The 18,378-nt window shown below is 69.5% G+C and carries 12 protein-coding genes; 8 read left to right on the top strand and 4 right to left on the bottom strand.

The window, feature by feature from the left end; all coding sequences use genetic code 11:
* Positions 1-27 precede the first annotated feature (27 nt).
* From R8G01_09755 to R8G01_09740, 4 genes are all read left to right on the top strand, one after another.
* Positions 28-2,235, top strand: coding sequence for a pentapeptide repeat-containing protein (locus tag R8G01_09755; protein ID MDW3214270.1), 2,208 nt, complete (start codon positions 28-30; stop codon positions 2,233-2,235).
* Positions 2,236-2,359: 124 nt separating this feature from the next.
* Positions 2,360-2,962: a PadR family transcriptional regulator gene (locus tag R8G01_09750; GenBank protein ID MDW3214269.1), complete on the top strand. Its 603-nt coding sequence runs from the start codon at positions 2,360-2,362 to the stop codon at positions 2,960-2,962.
* Positions 2,959-3,693, top strand: coding sequence for an ABC transporter ATP-binding protein (locus tag R8G01_09745; GenBank protein ID MDW3214268.1), 735 nt, complete (start codon positions 2,959-2,961; stop codon positions 3,691-3,693). The genes R8G01_09750 and R8G01_09745 overlap by 4 nt, the downstream gene beginning before the upstream one ends.
* Positions 3,690-6,452: an FtsX-like permease family protein gene (locus R8G01_09740; protein MDW3214267.1), complete on the top strand. Its 2,763-nt coding sequence runs from the start codon at positions 3,690-3,692 to the stop codon at positions 6,450-6,452. The genes R8G01_09745 and R8G01_09740 overlap by 4 nt, the downstream gene beginning before the upstream one ends.
* Positions 6,453-6,495: 43 nt before the next feature.
* Here R8G01_09740 and R8G01_09735 read toward each other — a convergent pair whose 3' ends face one another.
* The gene (locus R8G01_09735; GenBank protein ID MDW3214266.1) at positions 6,496-6,969 is read right to left on the bottom strand and encodes a hypothetical protein; all 474 of its coding nucleotides are present in this window, start codon (positions 6,967-6,969) and stop codon (positions 6,496-6,498) included.
* Between the two features lie 697 nt (positions 6,970-7,666).
* On the opposite strand from R8G01_09735, the gene R8G01_09730 reads away from it, so the two are divergent.
* Positions 7,667-8,707: a class I SAM-dependent methyltransferase gene (locus R8G01_09730; GenBank protein ID MDW3214265.1), complete on the top strand. Its 1,041-nt coding sequence runs from the start codon at positions 7,667-7,669 to the stop codon at positions 8,705-8,707.
* 46 nt (positions 8,708-8,753) lie between these two features.
* Here R8G01_09730 and R8G01_09725 read toward each other — a convergent pair whose 3' ends face one another.
* Together R8G01_09725 and R8G01_09720 are read right to left on the bottom strand one after the other, a co-directional pair.
* A complete protein-coding gene (locus R8G01_09725) occupies positions 8,754-9,845 on the bottom strand; it encodes an ATP-binding protein (GenBank protein ID MDW3214264.1) in 1,092 nt (363 codons plus the stop codon).
* An 80-nt stretch (positions 9,846-9,925) separates the two neighbouring features.
* Positions 9,926-11,179: a DUF222 domain-containing protein gene (locus R8G01_09720; GenBank protein MDW3214263.1), complete on the bottom strand. Its 1,254-nt coding sequence runs from the start codon at positions 11,177-11,179 to the stop codon at positions 9,926-9,928.
* Between the two features lie 89 nt (positions 11,180-11,268).
* On the opposite strand from R8G01_09720, the gene R8G01_09715 reads away from it, so the two are divergent.
* A complete protein-coding gene (locus R8G01_09715; GenBank protein ID MDW3214262.1) occupies positions 11,269-11,661 on the top strand; it encodes a hypothetical protein in 393 nt (130 codons plus the stop codon).
* Positions 11,662-12,043: 382 nt separating this feature from the next.
* Here the strand turns inward: R8G01_09715 and R8G01_09710 are convergent, their stop codons facing one another.
* Positions 12,044-12,730, bottom strand: coding sequence for a PadR family transcriptional regulator (locus R8G01_09710; GenBank protein MDW3214261.1), 687 nt, complete (start codon positions 12,728-12,730; stop codon positions 12,044-12,046).
* Between the two features lie 58 nt (positions 12,731-12,788).
* Between R8G01_09710 and R8G01_09705 the strand changes: the two genes are divergently transcribed.
* Both R8G01_09705 and R8G01_09700 read left to right on the top strand, forming a co-directional pair.
* Positions 12,789-14,228, top strand: a complete 1,440-nt coding sequence (locus R8G01_09705; protein ID MDW3214260.1) for an FAD-binding oxidoreductase — start codon at positions 12,789-12,791, stop codon at positions 14,226-14,228.
* A 728-nt stretch (positions 14,229-14,956) separates the two neighbouring features.
* Positions 14,957-18,355 carry an error-prone DNA polymerase gene (locus R8G01_09700; protein MDW3214259.1) on the top strand — a complete coding sequence of 1,133 codons (3,399 nt, stop codon included), beginning with the start codon at positions 14,957-14,959 and terminating at the stop codon, positions 18,353-18,355.
* The last annotated feature ends 23 nt before the right edge of the window (positions 18,356-18,378 follow it).

Genomic DNA, 18,378 nt, shown 5'->3' with positions numbered 1-18,378 from the left:
CCGAGGGGTCGCACTAGGTTCGCCAGGATGCGGAGCAGACGACGACTCGCCGGCTCGGTGCTGGCGATCTGTGGAGTGATGACGGCGTGTTCGAGCGGTGGCGACGATTCGGCCGCGAGCGACCCCGACGGCGGAACCTCGGAGGCAGCGGTCGTCGGCGACCGTGAGCCCGACTCGACCGTGGCCGACGAGCCGGCGACGTCGGTGCCCGCCGATGGAGCGTCGACCGGCAGCACCACACCGAACAGCACGAACAGCACGACCACGACCAGCACGACCAGCACCACGACCAGCGTGCCGGAGCCCGAGATCCTGCCGGTCGGCGCCGTGTGGACATCGTCGACGGTCGAGACCATCGGGGGTTCGAGGTTTCGCGGGACGTCGTTGTCGACCGTCGGCGACGAACTCTGGATGACCGGTGCGCGGTGGAACGCACCGGGGGCGTGGCGTTCGCCCGACGGCGTCGAGTGGACACCGGTCACGATCGAAGGGCCGATCGATTCGGCGGCCGTCGTCGTGCTCGGCGTGCTCGACCGACCGGGCGGTGGGTTCCTCGCGTGGGGTACGCACTCGACGTCGTGCACCGCCAACGACGACCGTGGCAACGGGTACCGGGAGACCGGGATCTGCCGTCGCAATCGTCCGGTCGTGTTCCTCTCCGACGACGGCACCTCGTGGCGACGGGTCGACCCGCCGTCGTCCGGGTCGGCGGTGTTCGGCGAGGTGACGCGGGTCGGCGACGGGTTCGTCGCGGTCGGCACCCATCGCGGCCCCGACTGGTACGGGATGGTCTGGTCGTCGCCCGACGGGGAAACCTGGGAACTCGTCCGCGAGCTGCGTGGGGCCGACGGTCCGATCAGCGCCAACGAGGTGCTGTGGGACGGTGACACGCTCGTGGTGCTGGCGCACGAGCACCCGTGTTCGCAGAACGACATCAACGACAACACGCCCGGGTGGATCCTCGGGACGTCGTGGGCGAGGCACCTCCGCATGTATGCAGGGCCGGACGTGCAATCGCTCGACGCCGTCGATCCGGCTGATCATCCGCTGCTCGAACCGCCGATGCCGGTCGACTGTGCCGTCGACGAGGCGTTCGACCTCGCGAAGCAGCCGTACGCGGACGCGACGGGCAGTGTCATCGGTGGGCGGATCGTCCTGTTCGACTTCGCGCCGCTCCCCGAGCCGGTGGCGTCGGACGACGACGAGTCCGGTGAGGACGAGGCGGAGGTGCCGCGCCGGTTCGTGACGCTCGATGGCGACGCCTGGGTCGAGGGGTCGAGCGAGGGCGTGCCGCGTGTGGGCGCGGAGCCGATCGATCTCGACGGCGAGCTCGCGTTCGTCGTCGGTGCGGGTCGGAACGACCTCACCGAGATGACCACCTATGTCCCGAACGGCGACGGCACCTGGTCGGCGCAGGAGGCGGACCGGCAGCTCGTCGGCGGACTCCTGGCGGTCGGCGGGTTCCGTGACTCGGTCGTCGCCGTCACCTACCTGCTCGACGACCCGTTCTCGACGATCCGCATCGCCGGCGACCCCTTCGAACTCGTGGCGTCATCGACGCGTGCGATCGCCGCCGACGAGGTGGTGTCCTGCACGCCGGCGGCCGGCGAGGTCTGCCGGCAGGCGCGCTTCGCCGGCGTGGACGGGTACCCCGATCTCTCGGGTGCCGACTTCGGCGGCGCCGAGGTGTGGTTCGCCGAGCTCGGGAGCGGCGACTACTCGGGTGTGTCGTTCGCCGGGGCCCAACTCCAGGGAGCGGTGTCGGACGCCAGTGCGAACTTCGCCGGTGCCGACTTCTCCGGCGCGAGGCTGAACGGCTCCGACCTCCAAGATGTGGCCGGTGCCAACTTCGCCGGAGCCGACCTGACCGATGCGCGCATCGGGTTCTCCGACCTGCCCGTGTCGTTCGACGGGGCGGTGCTCGTCGACGCCGATCTCGACGTGATCAGGGGCGCCGACGGCGAGTTCGCCACGCTGGAGTTGTCGCTGGCCGGGTTCGACCTGACCGGCACCACCATCAGCGGCCCGATCGGCGACGGCGAGGAGCGGCTGGTCGTGACCGACCTGCGCGGTGCCGTGCTCGACGGCACGTACTTCTACGCCGTCGATCTGACCGGCGTGCAGGTCGACGAGGGGGTCGACTGGGAGAACGTGAACGTCTGGGACAACTCGCTGTGCCCCGACGGTCTCCCACCGACCGATGGCACGATCGGGACCTGCGCCCGCGACGCGTAGAACACGAGCCACCGGACGAAGCGGCCGCACCGGGCGGCGAGGACCGCGCGCCGAGAAGAGATCCGGACGAGCACTTGCGTTCTAGTTACCGAGTATGCATACTCAGTAACTATGCGAGGTCGACATGGCAGTTCGTGAGGGGTTGCTGTCCCTCCTCCAACCGGGCCCCCGCTACGGGTACCAGCTCAAGACCGAGTTCGAGGCCGTCACCGGCGGGGTCTGGAAGCTCAATGTCGGGCAGGTGTACACCACACTCGATCGCCTCGAACGGGACGGCTTCGTGGTCGTCGACGTGTCGGATGACGACCAGAAGTCGTACTCGCTGACCGCTGCCGGGCGTGAGGAGCTGGGCAGTTGGTGGGCGGCGACTCCGGCCGAAGACCCGCCGCCCCGTGACGAACTCATGCTCAAGGTGATGATGGCGATCGAGTCGGGGCGTGACCATGCGCTCGACGTGATCACCCGCCAGCGCACCGCGTTGTTCGCGGTGCTGCAGCGTCATCGCCGCGAGCGCCCGACCGAGGTGATCGACCCCGAGTCGCTCGCCGCCCGACTCGTCGTCGACGCGCTGGTCGTGCGGGCCGAAGCCGATCTCCGCTGGCTCGACCTGTGCGAGTCGCGACTGAACACGCCCATCCCGCAGAACCCTGCATCCCGGAACCCTGCATCCCAGAACCCTGCATCCCGGAACCCTGCATCCCAGAACACGGAAAGAGCACACTCATGAACGCATCCGCCCCCGTCGTCGAGTACCGCGACGTCATCAAGTCGTTCGGTGCCGGCGAGACCGAGGTCCGCGCGGTCAACGGCGTCGACCTGGCGATCCGGCCCGGCGAGTTCGTCGCCATCATGGGTCCGTCCGGTTGCGGCAAGTCGACCCTCCTCCACCTCGGTGGCGGTCTCGAACTGCCCACGGCAGGCCAGGTGCTGTTCGACGGCACCGACCTGTCATCGGTCGGCGCCGTCCGGTTGGCCGAGATCCGTCGCCGCCATCTCGGCTACGTGTTCCAGTCGCTCAACCTCGTGCCGGCGCTGACGGCGCTCGAGAACGTGATGCTCCCGCTCGAACTCGACGGCATCGCCGGCGCCGAAGCCCGCCGCCAGGCGACCGAGGCACTCGGCCGGGTCGGCATCGACCACCAGATCGATCGCTACCCCGACTCGTTCTCGGGTGGCCAGCAGCAGCGGATCGCGATCGCTCGTGCGGTCGTCGGCGAGCGGCGGGTGCTGTTCGCGGACGAACCGACCGGTGCGCTCGACACGCTCACCTCCGACCACGTGGTCGAGGTCATGGCCGAACTCGCCCGCTCGGGTGTGGCCGTCGTGATGGTCACGCACGAACCACGGTTCGCCTCCTGGGCCGATCGGGTCGTGTTCGTCCGCGACGGCAAACTCGTCGACGAAGCCGTCGCCGCCACCGCCGGCTACAGCGCACACGCCGGGTCGGTGACGCGATGACACTGCTCGATGAGCAACCGGTGACGACGTCGCCGCCGGCACCCGAGGCGGCGGTGACCCGGTCGGCGCTCCCGGCCTGGCGCTTCGCCAGCCGCCTCGCCCGACGCGAGGTCCGCCGCCGCCCCGGGCGTACCGCGCTCGCGGCCCTCCTGATCGCCGTCCCCGTCATCGCCATGACGCTCGGCAGCGTGCTCGCCCGCACCAATGCGAGCGACTGGGCAGCCGACTTCGCCCGTGACTACGGCGACTCCGACATCGCCGTCAACGGATACGGATGGGCATCCACGGGTCAGAGCGTCGACGACGCCAACCGGACGCCGCTGCCCGACGGGTCGTCGGTCCGCGAGTACGTGTTCACGTGGACGTCGGCGACCAGTGCGACCGCCGATGCGCAGGACCGCACCACGTGGGTCAGGTTCGGCAACATGTCGTTCGACGACCCCGGCGCGGCCGCCGGCATCGAGATCACCGACGGCCGGGCCCCGGGCGACGGTGAGGTGTTGCTCGCCCCCGACGTCGCCGAACGGTGGGGTGTCGGCGTCGGTGATGAGCTCGAACTCGCCCGGCCGTCCGGCACCTGGACGATCGCCGGCCTCGGCGAGGCGCGTGGCGACTACTGGACCGACCTGCTCGTCATCCCGGGCTTCGACGCCGCCCGCGTCTCCGGTGACTTCGGCGCACCGATGACGTTGATCGATCTGCCGGCCGATACGCCGGTCGACACGATCCGCCGGATCGCCATGGAACGCGGCGGAACGACCCGCTACGACGACCCGTTCTCGTTCGACACCTCCGGGGAGACCGCCGGTATCGCGTGGGGGTTCGTCGCCGGTGTGTTGGCGCTGGTCGCCGTCGGCATCATCGTGGCCGCGGCGTTCGCCACCAGCGCCCGACGGCAGCTCGTCACGATCGGCCAGCTCTCCTCCAACGGCGCACCCGAATCGGTGATCCGCCGGACGCTCGCGCTCCAGGGCGCGTGGACCGGCGTGGTCGGTGCGGTGGTCGGCGTCGCGGTGGGCTTCGTTGCGCTGCCGTTCGTGACGCCACTGATCGAGCGGCACATCGTGCATCACGAGCTCCGTGCGTACCGGATCTCGATCGTCCATCTCGTGGTGATCGCGGTCACCGCCATCGTGGCGGCCACCGTCGCCGCCGCCGTACCCGCCCGATCCGCGGCCCGGGTACCGGTGATGACGGCCCTCGCGGGCCGTCGACCCGCCGGGCGACCGGCCCGGTGGCTGGTGCCGACCGGGCTGGCGCTGCTCGCCGGCGGCCTCGGCCTCGTCGCGGTGGCGGCACTCGGCGCCCAGGGCGGCAACCAGAACAGCGACGTGTGGGCGGCGCTCGCGATCGCCGGCGTCACGGCGATGGTGTTCGGCACGTGTTGCGCCGCGCCACTGGTCGTCGAGCGGGTCGGCGGGCTCGGTCGTCGGGCGTCGCTGTCATGGCGGCTGGCGCTGCGCAGCCTGGCGCGTTCCCGCACCCGGTCGTCGGCTGTGGTCGCAGCGATCGCCGTTGCGGCCGGCGGGGCCGTGGCCGCCGGTGCGGTCGCCGAGTCGCTCATCACATCGAACGGTGCCTGCTGCCCGCCCGACCTTCCTGCCGACGCGGTGGTGTTGATGGGATGGCAGGACACGGCGATCGCCGCCGGTGCTGACGGCAGCCTGGACGACGTCGGTCCATTGAGCGATGTCACGCTCCCCGACGGGGCGGTGTCGGGCATCCTCGGGATCGTCCCCGATGGCGAGGTCTCTCCGATCCGGATGGCCACGTTCGACCCGGCCCCGTTCGATCCGAGCACGGACTGGAACGATCCGTCGGGTCCGATGATCGCGACGCCGGCGGTGCTCGACCTGGTCGGCCTGTCCTCGACCGACCGCGACACCCTGGCCGAGATCGGAGCGATCCAGCCGACCTTCGTGGTCGGCTACGCCGATGCGTTGTTCTACGTCAGCGACGGACCTGCTTTCGAGGGGGTCGAACCGGCCGGGCTCACGGCGCAGTATGGCGCCGACGCCGGAACGATCGAGTTTCCGTACGCCATTGCCGCCGACCCGGTGCAGCGCAGCTGGAATCTGCAGCTCCTGATGACCGAGGAAGCGGCGCTCGACGCCGGGTTCTCGATCGTGCAGACCGGCGTGATCGTCCGCTCGGACGAGCCGTTGACCGAGCTGCAGCGCGACGAACTCGCCCTGCTGGCTCGCGACTTCGACGGCACGCCGCTCGATGCGTTCATCGAACCGGGCGATCCACCTCGCACCGAGGCGTCGACGCAGACCGGCACGTCAGAGGTGGTGTACTTCAACCTGCAGTACGACGAGCCTCGCTGGCGTGGCTCGAGTTCGACTGATCTCTGGATCGCCCGCCTGGTGATCCTGAGCGCTGCGCTGGCGATCACCTTGCTCGTCGTGTCGATCGGGCTCGCCCTGGCGGCGGCCGAAGGCCGTGAGGAGCGCGACACGTTCACGATCGTCGGGGCCAAGCCGTCGTCGATGCGGCGCCAAGCCGCGGCTCGGGCAGCGGTGCTGGCACTGGTCGGCATCGGGCTGGGCGTGCCGCTCGGCTTCGTACCGACGTGGGTCGTCGACCGGGTGACCAGCAGCGCCGGACCGAGTTCGTACGACGCCCCGATCGGCTTTCCTTGGCTCGTCGTCGTCGCTCTGGTCGTGGTGATCCCCGCCGTGGTGGCGGGAACCGGGTGGGCGGCATCGGGACTCGGTCAACGCTTCCGCCCCGCCACCCCGACCCGCCGCGACTGAACAGCCCGCTCGCCGGGCGGGCCGGGCTGGTCGAATCGAACGATCAGCCGGGCTCGTCGGCGGGGGTGACGACGGCGACGGGAGTCTCGACGGCACGGGCGATCCGGCTCGGGAGGTCCTGCCGCAGCCACCGTGAGATCCGGCTCGGCAGGGTCGAGACGATGATCTCGGTGACCTCGCCCTGCTCGACGATGCCTCGAACCACGCCGATCGCATCGCTCGCTGCGATCTCACCCTCAGCAGCGCAGCCCAGCTCGCGGAGCCAGGCGAGCCCGTCCTCGAGTCGCTCGGCCGCCACCACACGTTGATCGGGCAGGTCGAGGTCGCTGATCATCACGACCTCGGTCGTCGCCATCCCGATGGCGATCGCCGGCGGTGGGCCGAGCGGCACCGGCACGACCAGGTGGAACCGCTCGCACCCTTCCGCGATTCGTTGCTCGACGGCAGCGCGCAGCTCGGAGCCGCCGAGCGTCTCGTTGGCCACGATCAGCACGATCCCCATGTCGTAGTCTCGCACGGATCGTGGGCCCGCGCGTCGGGTGCCACGGCGAGTGAGGGCGTCGGCGAGCGAGGGCGTCACCAGAGCCGGTGGCGTCGCCACCCGGTGGATCGAGCCCGATGCCGGCGTCGTGGTGCCGCGTGTCCTCGCATCGTCGAACAGTTCGCGACGGAGTACTGCGAGACGGGGTGCTTCGAAGTGATGTGCATCGGGACGAACCGACTCGCCGTCGACGAGGTCATCGGGCTGGGACGGGTCGGTGCCGGACGAGCCGTGGGGCGACTCGGGGGTGGAGCGCCCGTCATCTCCGACCCCGAGGAACCGGGTGACCCCCGCCGAGCGATCGGCGTTCGCGGGTGACCGCTCGCTCCGATGACGAGTTGGCGGGTGTCGGTCGTGGCCTCGGCGAGGACGTGTCGATCAGGTGCCGGCAGCACGCCGCGGTGGAGCAGGTGGTCGACCACGAGGTGGCCGTCGACAGCGCGGTTTCCGTCGAGGACGAGGTCGTACGGGGCCCCCTGGATCGATGCCGGGCCAGGTTGTTCGAGGTCGATTGCTGCTCGCCGGCGATGAACAGCTTCGCCGGCGTGTCGATCGTGTCGTCGGCTGCTACGGGGTCGGTAGAGACGGTGGTGGCGCGGTCTCGTGAGTCTGCGGGGCGTCGAGCTCTCGTGGCCGGGCGCGGGACGACGCAGCGTTCCGTAACCTTCGGTCGATGCGCATTCGAGCGACACAGGCCGCGGCGAACGCGGCGACCAGGGCCGCGAGATCGACGGTGCGGTTCGCCGCTCGGCGGATCGCCGCCAGCGACTGGCTGATGGGTGTCGTGTACGACGACATGAACGAGACCAACTTCGCCGGCCTCGCCGAGCACGAGGAGATGTTGAGCGACACGGTTCGTGTCGACGCCTATCACCGCGGCATCCACCGCAACGTTCAACCGGGCGACGTCGTGCTCGACCTCGGCACCGGCACCGGTCTGCTGGCGTTCATGGCGAGCCGCGCCGGGGCCGAGAAGGTGTACGCGGTCGAACACTCCGACTTCATCCAGGTCGCTCGCGAGATCGCCCAGCACAACGGATTCACGAACATCGAGTTCGTGCAGGCCAACAGCCGCGAGTTCACGCCACCGGAGCCGATCGACGTCGTCCTGCACGAGCAGATGGGTGACGAACTCTTCAACGAGAACATGTTGCAGAACGTGCTCGATCTGCGCGATCGCGTGCTGCGGCCCGGTGGGCGCATCCTGCCCGCCAGGTTCCGACTCTTCGCCGAGCCGTTGTCGTTCCACGAGTCGATGCGGGTCCGCCGGTTCTGGAACATCGACCTGCCCGACGGCATCGACCTCGGCCAGACGGAACACTCGCCGGTCGCCGGTCGGTTCGACACCGGTCGCAACGAACAGTTCTGGACCCGGCCGGGTTCGGTGGCGTCGACCGTGGGCCAACCTCGGCCGGTCCTCGAGTTCGACCTGCAGACCCTCGAGTCGCTCGACTCGCTCGCGACCGATCACCTGATCGAGCGCACCGCCTCGAACGACACGATCGTCGACGGCTGCTGCATCTGGTTCGAAGCGGACTTCGACGACGCCACCACACTGTCGACCAGCCCGCTGGCACCACTCACGAGCTGGGGCAACCGGATCTACCGGCTCGACCGGGAGATCGCAGCCGGCGAGTCGCTGCGGCTCAACCTCCGGATGGGTCGACTGTTCGAGCCATCGACCTGGCACGTCGACGCGCTCAGCGCCGGCTGACCCCTGACTGCCGGTGGCGGACGGCTGACGGCTCGGGGGCCGATGTTCAGAGCGGGAAGCGGCGACGGATCCAGTCGGCGTAGATGGGGTCGACGACCCGCCATGGTGTGCCGGCCCGAATGATCTCGCCGCTGTCGACGAGGCGATCTCGACTGGACTGCCCGGACCCGGGTGTGAGGCCGATCACGGACGAGGCGGCACCGAAGATCGGCTCACCGTTCGCCACGAGGCGCAGCAGCTTCTGGTCGTTGCTCTGGCTGTGTGAGAACAGCGCCTCGTTGGCGAGATCGGTTTGTGCCCGCACATCGTCGAGTGCGATGCCCCACAGGTCGGCGCGGTACGGGGCGCCGGGCACGGCGTGACGCCAGGCTGCGTCGGCGAGCTGCATCGCCCGCTGCGGGTGGCCGCCGGTGAACTCGATCAGGGGCGTCGGGAGGTCGCCGGGGTCCCGGTCGGTCTCGCGGAACCCGTCGAGCACGATCGAGCGCAGTGCGTTCGGCGTCAGCGGGCCGATGTCGACGAGTTCGGCCTGCCCGTAGAACGGGCGGGCGACATCGGTGAACATCGCCCGCATCAGCGACAGCTGCGACCCGGCGAAGATGAGCCCGAGGTCGCCGACGTGGTGCTGCAGCTTCGTGCGCAGCAGACCCGCTGCACCGTCGACGCGGTCGATGCCGCCGAACTCGTCGAACACCACGAGCATCGGGTTCTGCTTGGCGGCGGCGACGAGCCCGTCGAGCAGGTGGTGGATCACTGCGACCGGGTCGGGCTGTTCGGACGGCCGGCGGGTAAACATCAACTTCACGGCACCGAGGTTGACCTCGCCGCCGGAGATGAAGTGATGGAGCCGGTCGATCGCCGGGCCGCGTACCGTGGCGAGGGCGTGGTCGAGCCGCACGGCGAGGTCGGCCGCCGATGACACTTCGTAGAGATCGACATCGACGACGGTCGTGCCGGCCGCCTCGAGTTCGGCGCCGACCCGTCGCAACACGCTCGTCTTGCCGAACCGGCGAGGTCCGAGCACCGCGGTGACGCGGCGGGAGGTGACCCGCTCGATCAGGTCGCCGACCAGGTCGTCGCGCCCGTACACCGTGTCGGGCGGCAGCGGCCCCTGGAAGCGGAACGGTGAGGTCTCCATGGACGAATACTACGCAGTGGGGTAGGAAATAGCTACGTGAAGAAGTAGTAAGTGGCTATGTCCGCGAGTAGGAATTCGCGTCACGCGGCCCGGCGGGTGGGTGGCCCGGTGGCCTGGACGGTGCCGTCGGGGAACCGGATCGTCAGCTCTCGGTTCGGGCCGAGCGCGAGGTCCCAACCGGCGTCGTGCACCTTGGTGTGGTGGTGGGCGCACAGCGGGAGCAGATTGTCGATGTCGGTGCGGCCGCCGTGTCGCCACCACGTGACGTGATGGAGCTTGCAGCGGTCGTACCGCACCCCACACCCGGGGATCGCACAACCGCGGTACAGCGCCCGCAGCGCCCGCCGTTGGGCCGGATTCGCGAGCCGGGTGGTCTGGCCCAGGTCGAGCTCGCCGGGGGCGTGGAGCACGACACCGTTGCGGACGACCACCGCGTGAACGTCGCCGTCGGCGGCCATGTCGGCCACGACCCGGTACGGCACCTCGACCGGCAACCCGAAGTCGACGTCCGGCCCACCGGCGCCATCTGGCGACGATGGATCGACGACGACCACGTACTCGGGCCGGCCAGAGCGGCCCGCCGGTGCCTTGCCGTCGACCAGCTGTGCCAGCGCGAGGCCTTGGAGGTGACGCTGCTTCTCGATCGGATCGGTCGGACACGTGTCGGGCGTGGCCTCGGCGAACAGCGCCTGTGTCGTCGCATCGAGCCGGGCGACGAGACGCCGGCCGGTGATCGGGTCGAACCGGCCGGACAGGCACACCATGCCCTCGCCGTCGGTCCACGTGCGGACCCGAGTGGCCCGACGCTGGCGCTCGAGCCGCTCGACGCCGTCGTCGCGCCGGATCGACTTCGCCTCCATCGCGAGCCGTCGCCGCCATTCGGCCAGCGTCGCCGCCGCGGCCACGTCGAGCAGGCCACTGTCGACGCGGTCGATCAACTCGGCCCGCTGCTCGTCGTCGTCGAGTGACGTGATCGTCTTGGTCACCTCGTCGACGTGGCCGGCCGTGATGTCGGCCCGGTCGAGCGCATCGGCCAACGACGGGGACTTGTCGAGCGTGTCGGAGCGCCCCTTCGTCTTGATCGCATCGTGCAGCGAGCCGCGGGTGCAATCGGCCAGATCGCGCTCGGGGAACGACACCTGCGCAGCCAGCGCCTTGGTCAATGCCGCCTCGGACGAAGCCAGCCAGGCACGCACCCTCGATACGTCTCGCAACGCCTGACGGATCTGGTCGGGCGTGGCCGAACCGTTGCCACGCGCGGCAGCGATCGCCCGCACCTGCGCTTCGACGGCGTTCGACCTCGTGCGAACAAGTGTACGATCGGGGTGTCGCAGGGTTTCCTGCCCGACGCTCGGGTGGGTGAGGGGGCGTGTGTGGGGGCGGCGGGCACGGCGGCGCGGGAGCGGGGCGCGAGACTCGACCCATGGCCAAGATGAACTCGAACCGGGCGCAGGGCGCCGACGACGACTTCGCCGCCGTCGGCGCAGAGCCGACCATCGCAGCCCGCTACGCCGGAACCTGCGCCACCTGCGGGCAACGGTTCGCCGTCGGTGATCCGATCGCCTCGGTCGTGGTCGACAAGAAGTCGACCTACCACCACGGTGAGTGTCGCTACCCGGCGACGGCGCTCCTCGCTCGTCACGCCGCTGAGGTCGACGCTGATGACGTCGTCGACGCAGCCGACGCCGCTCGCCGTGGCACGGGCAAGTGTCGGGCGACGACGAAGCAGGGCAAGCCGTGCGCCAACGACCCGCAGCGCGGCGAACAGTTCTGCGGCCCGCATCTCACCCAGGCCAGAGCGCGAGGCGAAGGGTAGGCAGCAGACTGGTGAGCCTCAGCACGCGCCGACTCGGGCCCTGATCCGGAGTCGGCGGTTGGCGGAACCGCTCGAAGCTCAGCCGGTTCGAGCACTCTGTGACGGTCGGCCGCTCACGGATGTGCCGATCTACCCGGCGCGACGGCCACTGAGAGCGCGTGACATGGGTGTCTCCGGGACATGGGTGTTGCCGAGGGCGTGCTCGTCTTCGACGAGGCCGTGGTCCGCTGCGTTGTCGACGTGACCAAAGGAAGTGACGTTGATCGCCCGATGGGACCATGGTCGGGAACTCACCAACGAGTCCGTCGGGCGCGTCCGGAAGCCCGAGGCGGGTGAGGACGCGCTTCGTCGCAGGTGCCTGGTTCGAGGGAGGAGCCATCCCTCAGGATCGGGTTCGCATCTGGCGCTCGGGTGGCTTTGCAACGCCGGTGTCCGAGTCGACCGGTGGGAGCGTCGGGAGTCGGCGGATGAGCTCGATGGCGCGGTCTCGCTTCTCGTCGGATAGCTCGAGGTCGTTCCAGCTCTCGATCTCGGCTGCCGTGCGTTGGGTCCAGTCGTCGACGGTGTGCAGGAGGCTGACGAAGAAGTCGACGAGGAGGGCTCGGAGGTGGACGTCGTGTTGGGCGACGTTGATCCCGTCGAGGAACTCCTGCTTGACCGCTCCCGCGAAGCCGAGCATCTCCTGAGCGTCGGCCTGGACCTGCGCGAGGGTGTCCACAAGGTCCCCCTTGGTTCCCAATGGAGCGATGATGAGTCGGAGCAGCGCTTCGAACTCCATGGAGAAGGGGGTAACGGGCGTGCCGAGCCACTCCTCCAGGGCGCGGCGGCCGGCATCGGTGAGCGCGTAGACGGTGCGAGGTCGCCTTCCGTTGTACTCCCTGGTGTCGTCGAGCAGGCCGAGCTTCGAGAGTCGCTTGACCTCCCGGTAGATCGCGCTCTCTGCGCGGGGCCACACGTAGCGGAAGTACCTCACTCGTTGCTCGGCGAGTTCGTAGGCGGACCACGGCCGGACAGCGACCTGGGCGAGGACGGCATAGGACGTCGTGGTCAGTCGGTCGGCGTTGGGCATGGTTGACAATACTCCAAAGTGAGGTATACATGAATACTGCAAACGCGAGCATAGGAGGATGATGATGCCGACGACACTCGAGGTGGCAGGCCGAGATGGCGACTGGATCGCCGTGGACGCGCTGGACATCGAAGGGCTCGACGATCGTCTGGACGGACCCATCCTCCGCGCCGGTGACGAGGGCTGGGACGACGCCATCCTGCTGTGGAACGGCATGGCCCAGAAGTCGCCCGCCCTCGTCGTGCAGCCTACGTCCGCAAGAGACGTGGCTGCTGCAGTGAACTTCGCCCGCGACCGGGGTCTGGCCCTGAGCGTCAAGGGTGGAGGGCACAACATCGCCGGAACGGCGATCGCCCAGGACGGCCTGACACTGGACATGTCCCGATTGCGCGCCGTGGTCGTCGACCCGACGGCTCGGGTGGTTCACGCTGGCGCTGGATGCCTGCTCCAGCACGTCGACGCAGCCACGCAGGATCACGGCCTCGCGACGGTCCTCGGGTTCATCTCCGAGACCGGGATGGCCGGACTCACCCTCGGTGGCGGCTTCGGCTACCTCACCCGACGCTTCGGTTGGGCCGTCGACAACCTCGTGGAGGTCGAGATCGTCACCGCCGACGGCCAGATCCGTACCGCCAACACAACGGACAACGCGGAGTTGTTCTGGGCGCTACGGGGTGGTGGCGGCAACTTCGGTGTCGTCACGAGGTTCACGTTCCGCGTGCACGAGGTCGGCCCGACGATCACCGGAGGACTGGTCGCCTGGGACGCCCAGCGGACCGACGAGGTGCTCGCCGCCTACGCGGAGCTGACGGACTCGGCACCGCGAGAACTCACGGCGGCCGCGATGATTCGCCTCGCCCCACCCGCACCGTTCGTGCCGGAGGAGTGGCATGGACGCCCCGTGGTCGCGATGCTCGTTTGCCACAGCGGAAGCAACCCGGTCGCAGATCTGGGTCCGCTGCAGGCGCTCGGCGAACCCGCCTTTGGTCTCGTCACCGAGAAGCCCTACGTCGCGCAGCAAGCGATGCTGGATGCCATGGACCGCAAGGGCATGCACCAGTACTGGAAGACCGAGTTCCTGCCCGGACTCTCGCCGGCGTACTGCGACACCTTCCGAGACGCTGCGCTCGACGTCGCGTCGCCGTTGTCGTTCTCGGTGATTTTCCACATCGAGGGCGCACTCAACGAACGCGACGCCGACGACGGAGCCATCGGCAACCGAGACGCAGCGTTCGTGAGCGGATTCTCGGGGGCGTGGCCACCCGATACCGACGGTGACGGCATCGTCGCCGCCGTTCGCCGTGGCTGGCAACGAATCCACCCGTTCTCGACCGGCGGCAACTACGTCAACTTCCAGCTCGCCGAGGACAACGTCGAGCGAACTGCCTCGGCCTACGGCACCAACCACGGACGTCTCGGGCGCGCCAAGGGGATCTACGACCCCGACAACGTCTTCCGAAGCAACAGGAACATCTCGCCGGCGATCAACGCGGCGTGACCTGCGACTCTGCGACCTCGTCTCGAAGGGGTCCATGCGCCGGGCACCGACGCCACCCGCCTTCCCTGTGTGCTCGGGCTCACCCAGAGCTGGCACAGAATGCCGGAATCGGGATACGTCGACAGTGACCGACGAGACTTGGGCGTACGCGCTTTCCGGCCTCTTGTCATGATTGACGTGATTCGGAGGCCAGTCTCCGGGTCGGGGTCTCGGATGGTTCGCCCGCTAACCGGCTGACCACCTCGGAATGGTGGGGTGTGGCTCACTCTCTTGGTTTGCGACCGAGGTCTCGGACGAGGCTGTGGCTGAAGAGAGGTCTGATCGCTGAAAGAGGCAGTCCCCTTCCTCGTCTGTTCGCCACCGATCACCCGACACACCACGCGCCGAGGTCCGCCCAATGCATCCCAGACCTGTTTCGGTCTCACCTCGACGATGTGTTCGGGACGTGGCCTCACCGAAGCGCCGGGTGAGAGCTGATCACGCGGCAGGCCTCAAGGCTCAACAGACGTCCCTCTCTGCCCACCCCGATCCCTCGGGCTGGACAGAGAGGAGCCAAGATGGGCGCGGCGAACCGCGCCATACGTTCAGCTCGTCGGCGACCACGGGCATGATGTCCTCGACGTGCCGGTCGGGGGTGATCATCGGGTTGCCGTCGTCCTGGTGTTCCGCACGGTTCGGCCACGTCACCGGCTTGCGCGTGTGCGAACATGTGTTCGATACTCGCGGGAGTGGGATTCAACAATCCGTCGTGGAGCTGGTCGGAGCTCGAAGCGACCCTCTCCGGACGGCGAGGGCGTGACGGTCGCGCCCCCGGCAGTCTGTCGTGGAACGCCGGCGGTGACAGCCCGGCGTGGGGTCGCAAGCGGCAACAGTTCGACGCCCCGCTGACCCGGGTGCCGGGCACGGTGCCGTACGCCGAGCTCCACGCTCACTCCAACTACTCGTTCCTCGACGGCGCCTCCCACCCCGAAGAGCTCGCCACCGAGGCGGCCCGGCTCGGCCTCGAGGCGCTCGCGCTCACCGACCACAACGGGTTCTACGGCGTGGTCCGCTTCGCCGAGGCGGCGAGAGCCGTCGGGTTGCCGACCGTGTTCGGCGCCGAGATCACGCTCACACCCGGGCTGGGCGACGACCAGCGTGTCGCCCGCGACGAGACCGACACGCTGTTCCAGGTCGACACCGGCGAGCTGCCCGACGCCAGCGCACCCGACCCGCACGGTCGGCACCTGCTCGTGCTCGCTGACGGCCCGGCCGGCTACGCCCGACTCGCCAGAGCACTGAGTTTGGGACACCTGGCAGGGGAGAAGGGTGCACCGCAGTTCACGTTCGCCGACGTCGCTGACCAGGTCAGCGGCGTGAGCTGGGTGCTGACCGGCTGCCGCAAGGGCGCGGTGCCGTCGGCGCTGATGAACGACGGCCCGTCGGCGGCACGACGCGAGCTGGAGCAGCTGGTCAGCGCGTTCGGGCGCGACCGGGTGCTCGTCGAACTGTGGGACCACGGCGACCCGATCGACTCGGCCCGCAACGACGCGCTCGCCGAGATCGCCCACCGCACCGGCGTCGAGTGTGTGGCCACTAACAACGTGCACTACGCCACCCCGGCCCAGCGCAAGCTCGCCACCGCGATCGCCGCGGTCCGGGCCCGCCGAAGCCTCGACGAGATCGACGCCTGGCTGCCCGGCTCGGCCGGCGCCCACCTGCGGGCCGGTGCCGAGCAGCTCAAGCGGTTCGCCCGCTACCCGGGCGTGGTCGAGCTGGCGGGCGAGATCGGTCGGGCGGCGGCGTTCGATCTGTCGCTGGTCGCCCCGAACCTGCCGCCGTTCCCGTGCCCCGTGGTCGGCGGACGGCGGCTGACCGAGATGGAGTACCTCCGGCACCTCGTCGAGGAGGGCGGCCGCAAGATGTACGGCGACCGCCCCGCCGCCCACGAAGACCTCTCGCTGCGGGCCCGGGCGTGGTCGACCATCGACCGTGAGCTCGACATCATCGAGCACCTCGGGTTCCCCGGCTACTTCCTGGTGGTGTGGGACCTCGTCGAGTTCTGCCGCCGCAACGACATCTACTGCCAGGGTCGGGGGAGCGCCGCCAACTCGGCCGCCTGCTACGCGCTCGGCATCACCAAGGCCGACGCCGTGTCGCTCGGTCTGCTGTTCGAGCGGTTCCTCTCCACCGAGCGCGACGGCCCGCCCGACATCGACATCGACATCGAGAGCGACCGCCGCGAAGAGGTGATCCAGTACGTCTTCGAGCGGTACGGCCGTCACCACACCGCCCAGGTCGCGAACGTGATCACGTACCGCGCCCGCTCCTCGATCCGCGACATGGCCAAGGCGCTCGGCCACACCACCGGCCAGCAGGACGCGTACGCCAAGCAGATCGACGGGTGGGGTGGCGTCGAGGCCACCGCGGCCCAGCCCGACTGCACGATCCCCGAACCGGTGCTCGACCTCGCCCGCCAGATCGAAGATGCCCCACGCCACCTCGGCATCCACTCGGGCGGCATGGTCATCTGCGACCGCCCGGTGATCGAGGTCTGCCCCGTCGAGTGGGGGCGGATGAACCAGCGCAGCGTGCTCCAGTGGGACAAGGACGACTGCGCCAACGCCGGCCTCGTCAAGTTCGACCTGCTCGGGTTGGGCATGCTGAGCGCGCTGCACTACGCCGTCGACCTGATCCGTGAACACCGGGGGTATGACGTCGACCTGGCCACCATCCCGCAGGAGGACGACGTCTACGCGATGCTCTGCCGCGCCGACACGGTCGGCGTGTTCCAGATCGAGTCGCGCGCCCAGATGGCCACCCTGCCGCGGCTCAAGCCGCGCCGCTTCTATGACCTCGTGGTCGAGGTCGCGCTGATCCGACCCGGCCCGATCCAGGGCGGGTCGGTGCACCCGTACATCCGGCGCCGCAACGGTCAGGAACCGGTCACCTACCTCCACCCGCTGCTCGAGAACTCGCTCGGCAAGACGCTCGGTGTGCCGCTGTTCCAGGAGCAGCTCATGCAGATGGCGATCGACGTCGCCGGGTTCACGCCCTCGGAGTCCGACGAGCTGCGTCAGGCGATGGGCTCGAAGCGGTCGGCCGCCCGGATGGAGAGCCTCAAAGAGCGGCTCTTCGCCGGCATGGCCGAGCGGGGCATCACCGGCGCGGTCGCCGAGGAGATCTACCAGAAGATGAAGGCGTTCTCGAACTACGGGTTCCCCGAGTCGCACTCGGTGTCGTTCGCGTACCTCGTCTACGCGTCGTCGTGGATCAAGTTCCACGAGCCGGCAGCGTTCTGCGCGGCGCTGATCAACGCGCAGCCGATGGGGTTCTGGTCGCCGCACACGCTCGTGCAAGATGCCCGCCGCCACGGGGTCACCGTGCGCACCCCCGACCTCAATGCCTCGCTCGCCGGTGCCACGCTCGAAGACGGGGGAGCGTCGGTCCGGCTCGGGCTCGGTTCGGTCCGCGGCATCGGCAGCGACCTCGCCGAACAGATCGAAGACCGTCGCACCGCCGACGGGCCGTACGCGTCACCGGAGGATCTGGTGCGGCGCGTGCCCGATCTCACGCTCGCCCACCTCGAGGCGATGGCGACCGCCGACGTGTTCGGCGAGTGCTTCGGGCTCGACCGCCGCGAGGCGTTGTGGGCGGCCGGTGCCGTGTCGCAGTCGCGGCCCGGTCGCCTCCCCGGCATCGTCACGGGTGAGAAGCCGCCAACGCTGCCGGGCATGACGCCGATGGAGGAGTCGGTCGCCGACCTGTGGGCGACCGGCGTGTCGCCCGACGGCCATCCGACCCGGTTCCTCCGCGACGAGTTGGGCAAGCTCGGCGTCGTCACGTCGAAGGGGCTGTGGGAGCAGGAGCCGTCGACCCGGGTCACGGTCGCGGGCGTCGTGACCCACCGCCAGCGTCCGATGACGGCGCAGGGGGTCACGTTCCTCAACCTCGAAGACGAGACCGGGCTGATCAACGTCGTGGTCTCGAAGGGCTGCTGGGCCCGGTTCCGCACGGTCGCCCGCGGCGCCCCGGCGATGGTGATCCGCGGCCGCCTCGAACGTTCCGAGGGTGTGATCAACGTCGTCGCCGAACACCTCGCACCACTGCCCGTGCCCGAAGGCGTGACCAGCCGAGACTTCCGCTGACCGTGGTCTCGGCCACGGCGGGT

This window comes from Ilumatobacteraceae bacterium, assembly GCA_033344875.1.
Classification (GTDB): Bacteria; Actinomycetota; Acidimicrobiia; order Acidimicrobiales; family Ilumatobacteraceae; genus Ilumatobacter.
This window is presented reverse-complemented; position numbering and strand designations above follow the sequence as displayed.

What these genes read in the sequence shown, in the direction of transcription:
- R8G01_09725 (MDW3214264.1), bottom strand. Translation starts at nt 9,845, where the DNA reads ATGGAGACCTCACCGTTCCGCTTCCAGGGGCCGCTGCCGCCCGACACG.
- R8G01_09705 (MDW3214260.1), top strand. Translation starts at nt 12,789, where the DNA reads ATGATGATGCCGACGACACTCGAGGTGGCAGGCCGAGATGGCGACTGG.
- R8G01_09750 (MDW3214269.1), top strand. Translation starts at nt 2,360, where the DNA reads ATGGCAGTTCGTGAGGGGTTGCTGTCCCTCCTCCAACCGGGCCCCCGC.
- R8G01_09740 (MDW3214267.1), top strand. Translation starts at nt 3,690, where the DNA reads ATGACACTGCTCGATGAGCAACCGGTGACGACGTCGCCGCCGGCACCC.
- R8G01_09755 (MDW3214270.1), top strand. Translation starts at nt 28, where the DNA reads ATGCGGAGCAGACGACGACTCGCCGGCTCGGTGCTGGCGATCTGTGGA.
- R8G01_09730 (MDW3214265.1), top strand. Translation starts at nt 7,667, where the DNA reads ATGCGCATTCGAGCGACACAGGCCGCGGCGAACGCGGCGACCAGGGCC.
- R8G01_09710 (MDW3214261.1), bottom strand. Translation starts at nt 12,730, where the DNA reads ATGCCCAACGCCGACCGACTGACCACGACGTCCTATGCCGTCCTCGCC.
- R8G01_09745 (MDW3214268.1), top strand. Translation starts at nt 2,959, where the DNA reads ATGAACGCATCCGCCCCCGTCGTCGAGTACCGCGACGTCATCAAGTCG.
- R8G01_09715 (MDW3214262.1), top strand. Translation starts at nt 11,269, where the DNA reads ATGGCCAAGATGAACTCGAACCGGGCGCAGGGCGCCGACGACGACTTC.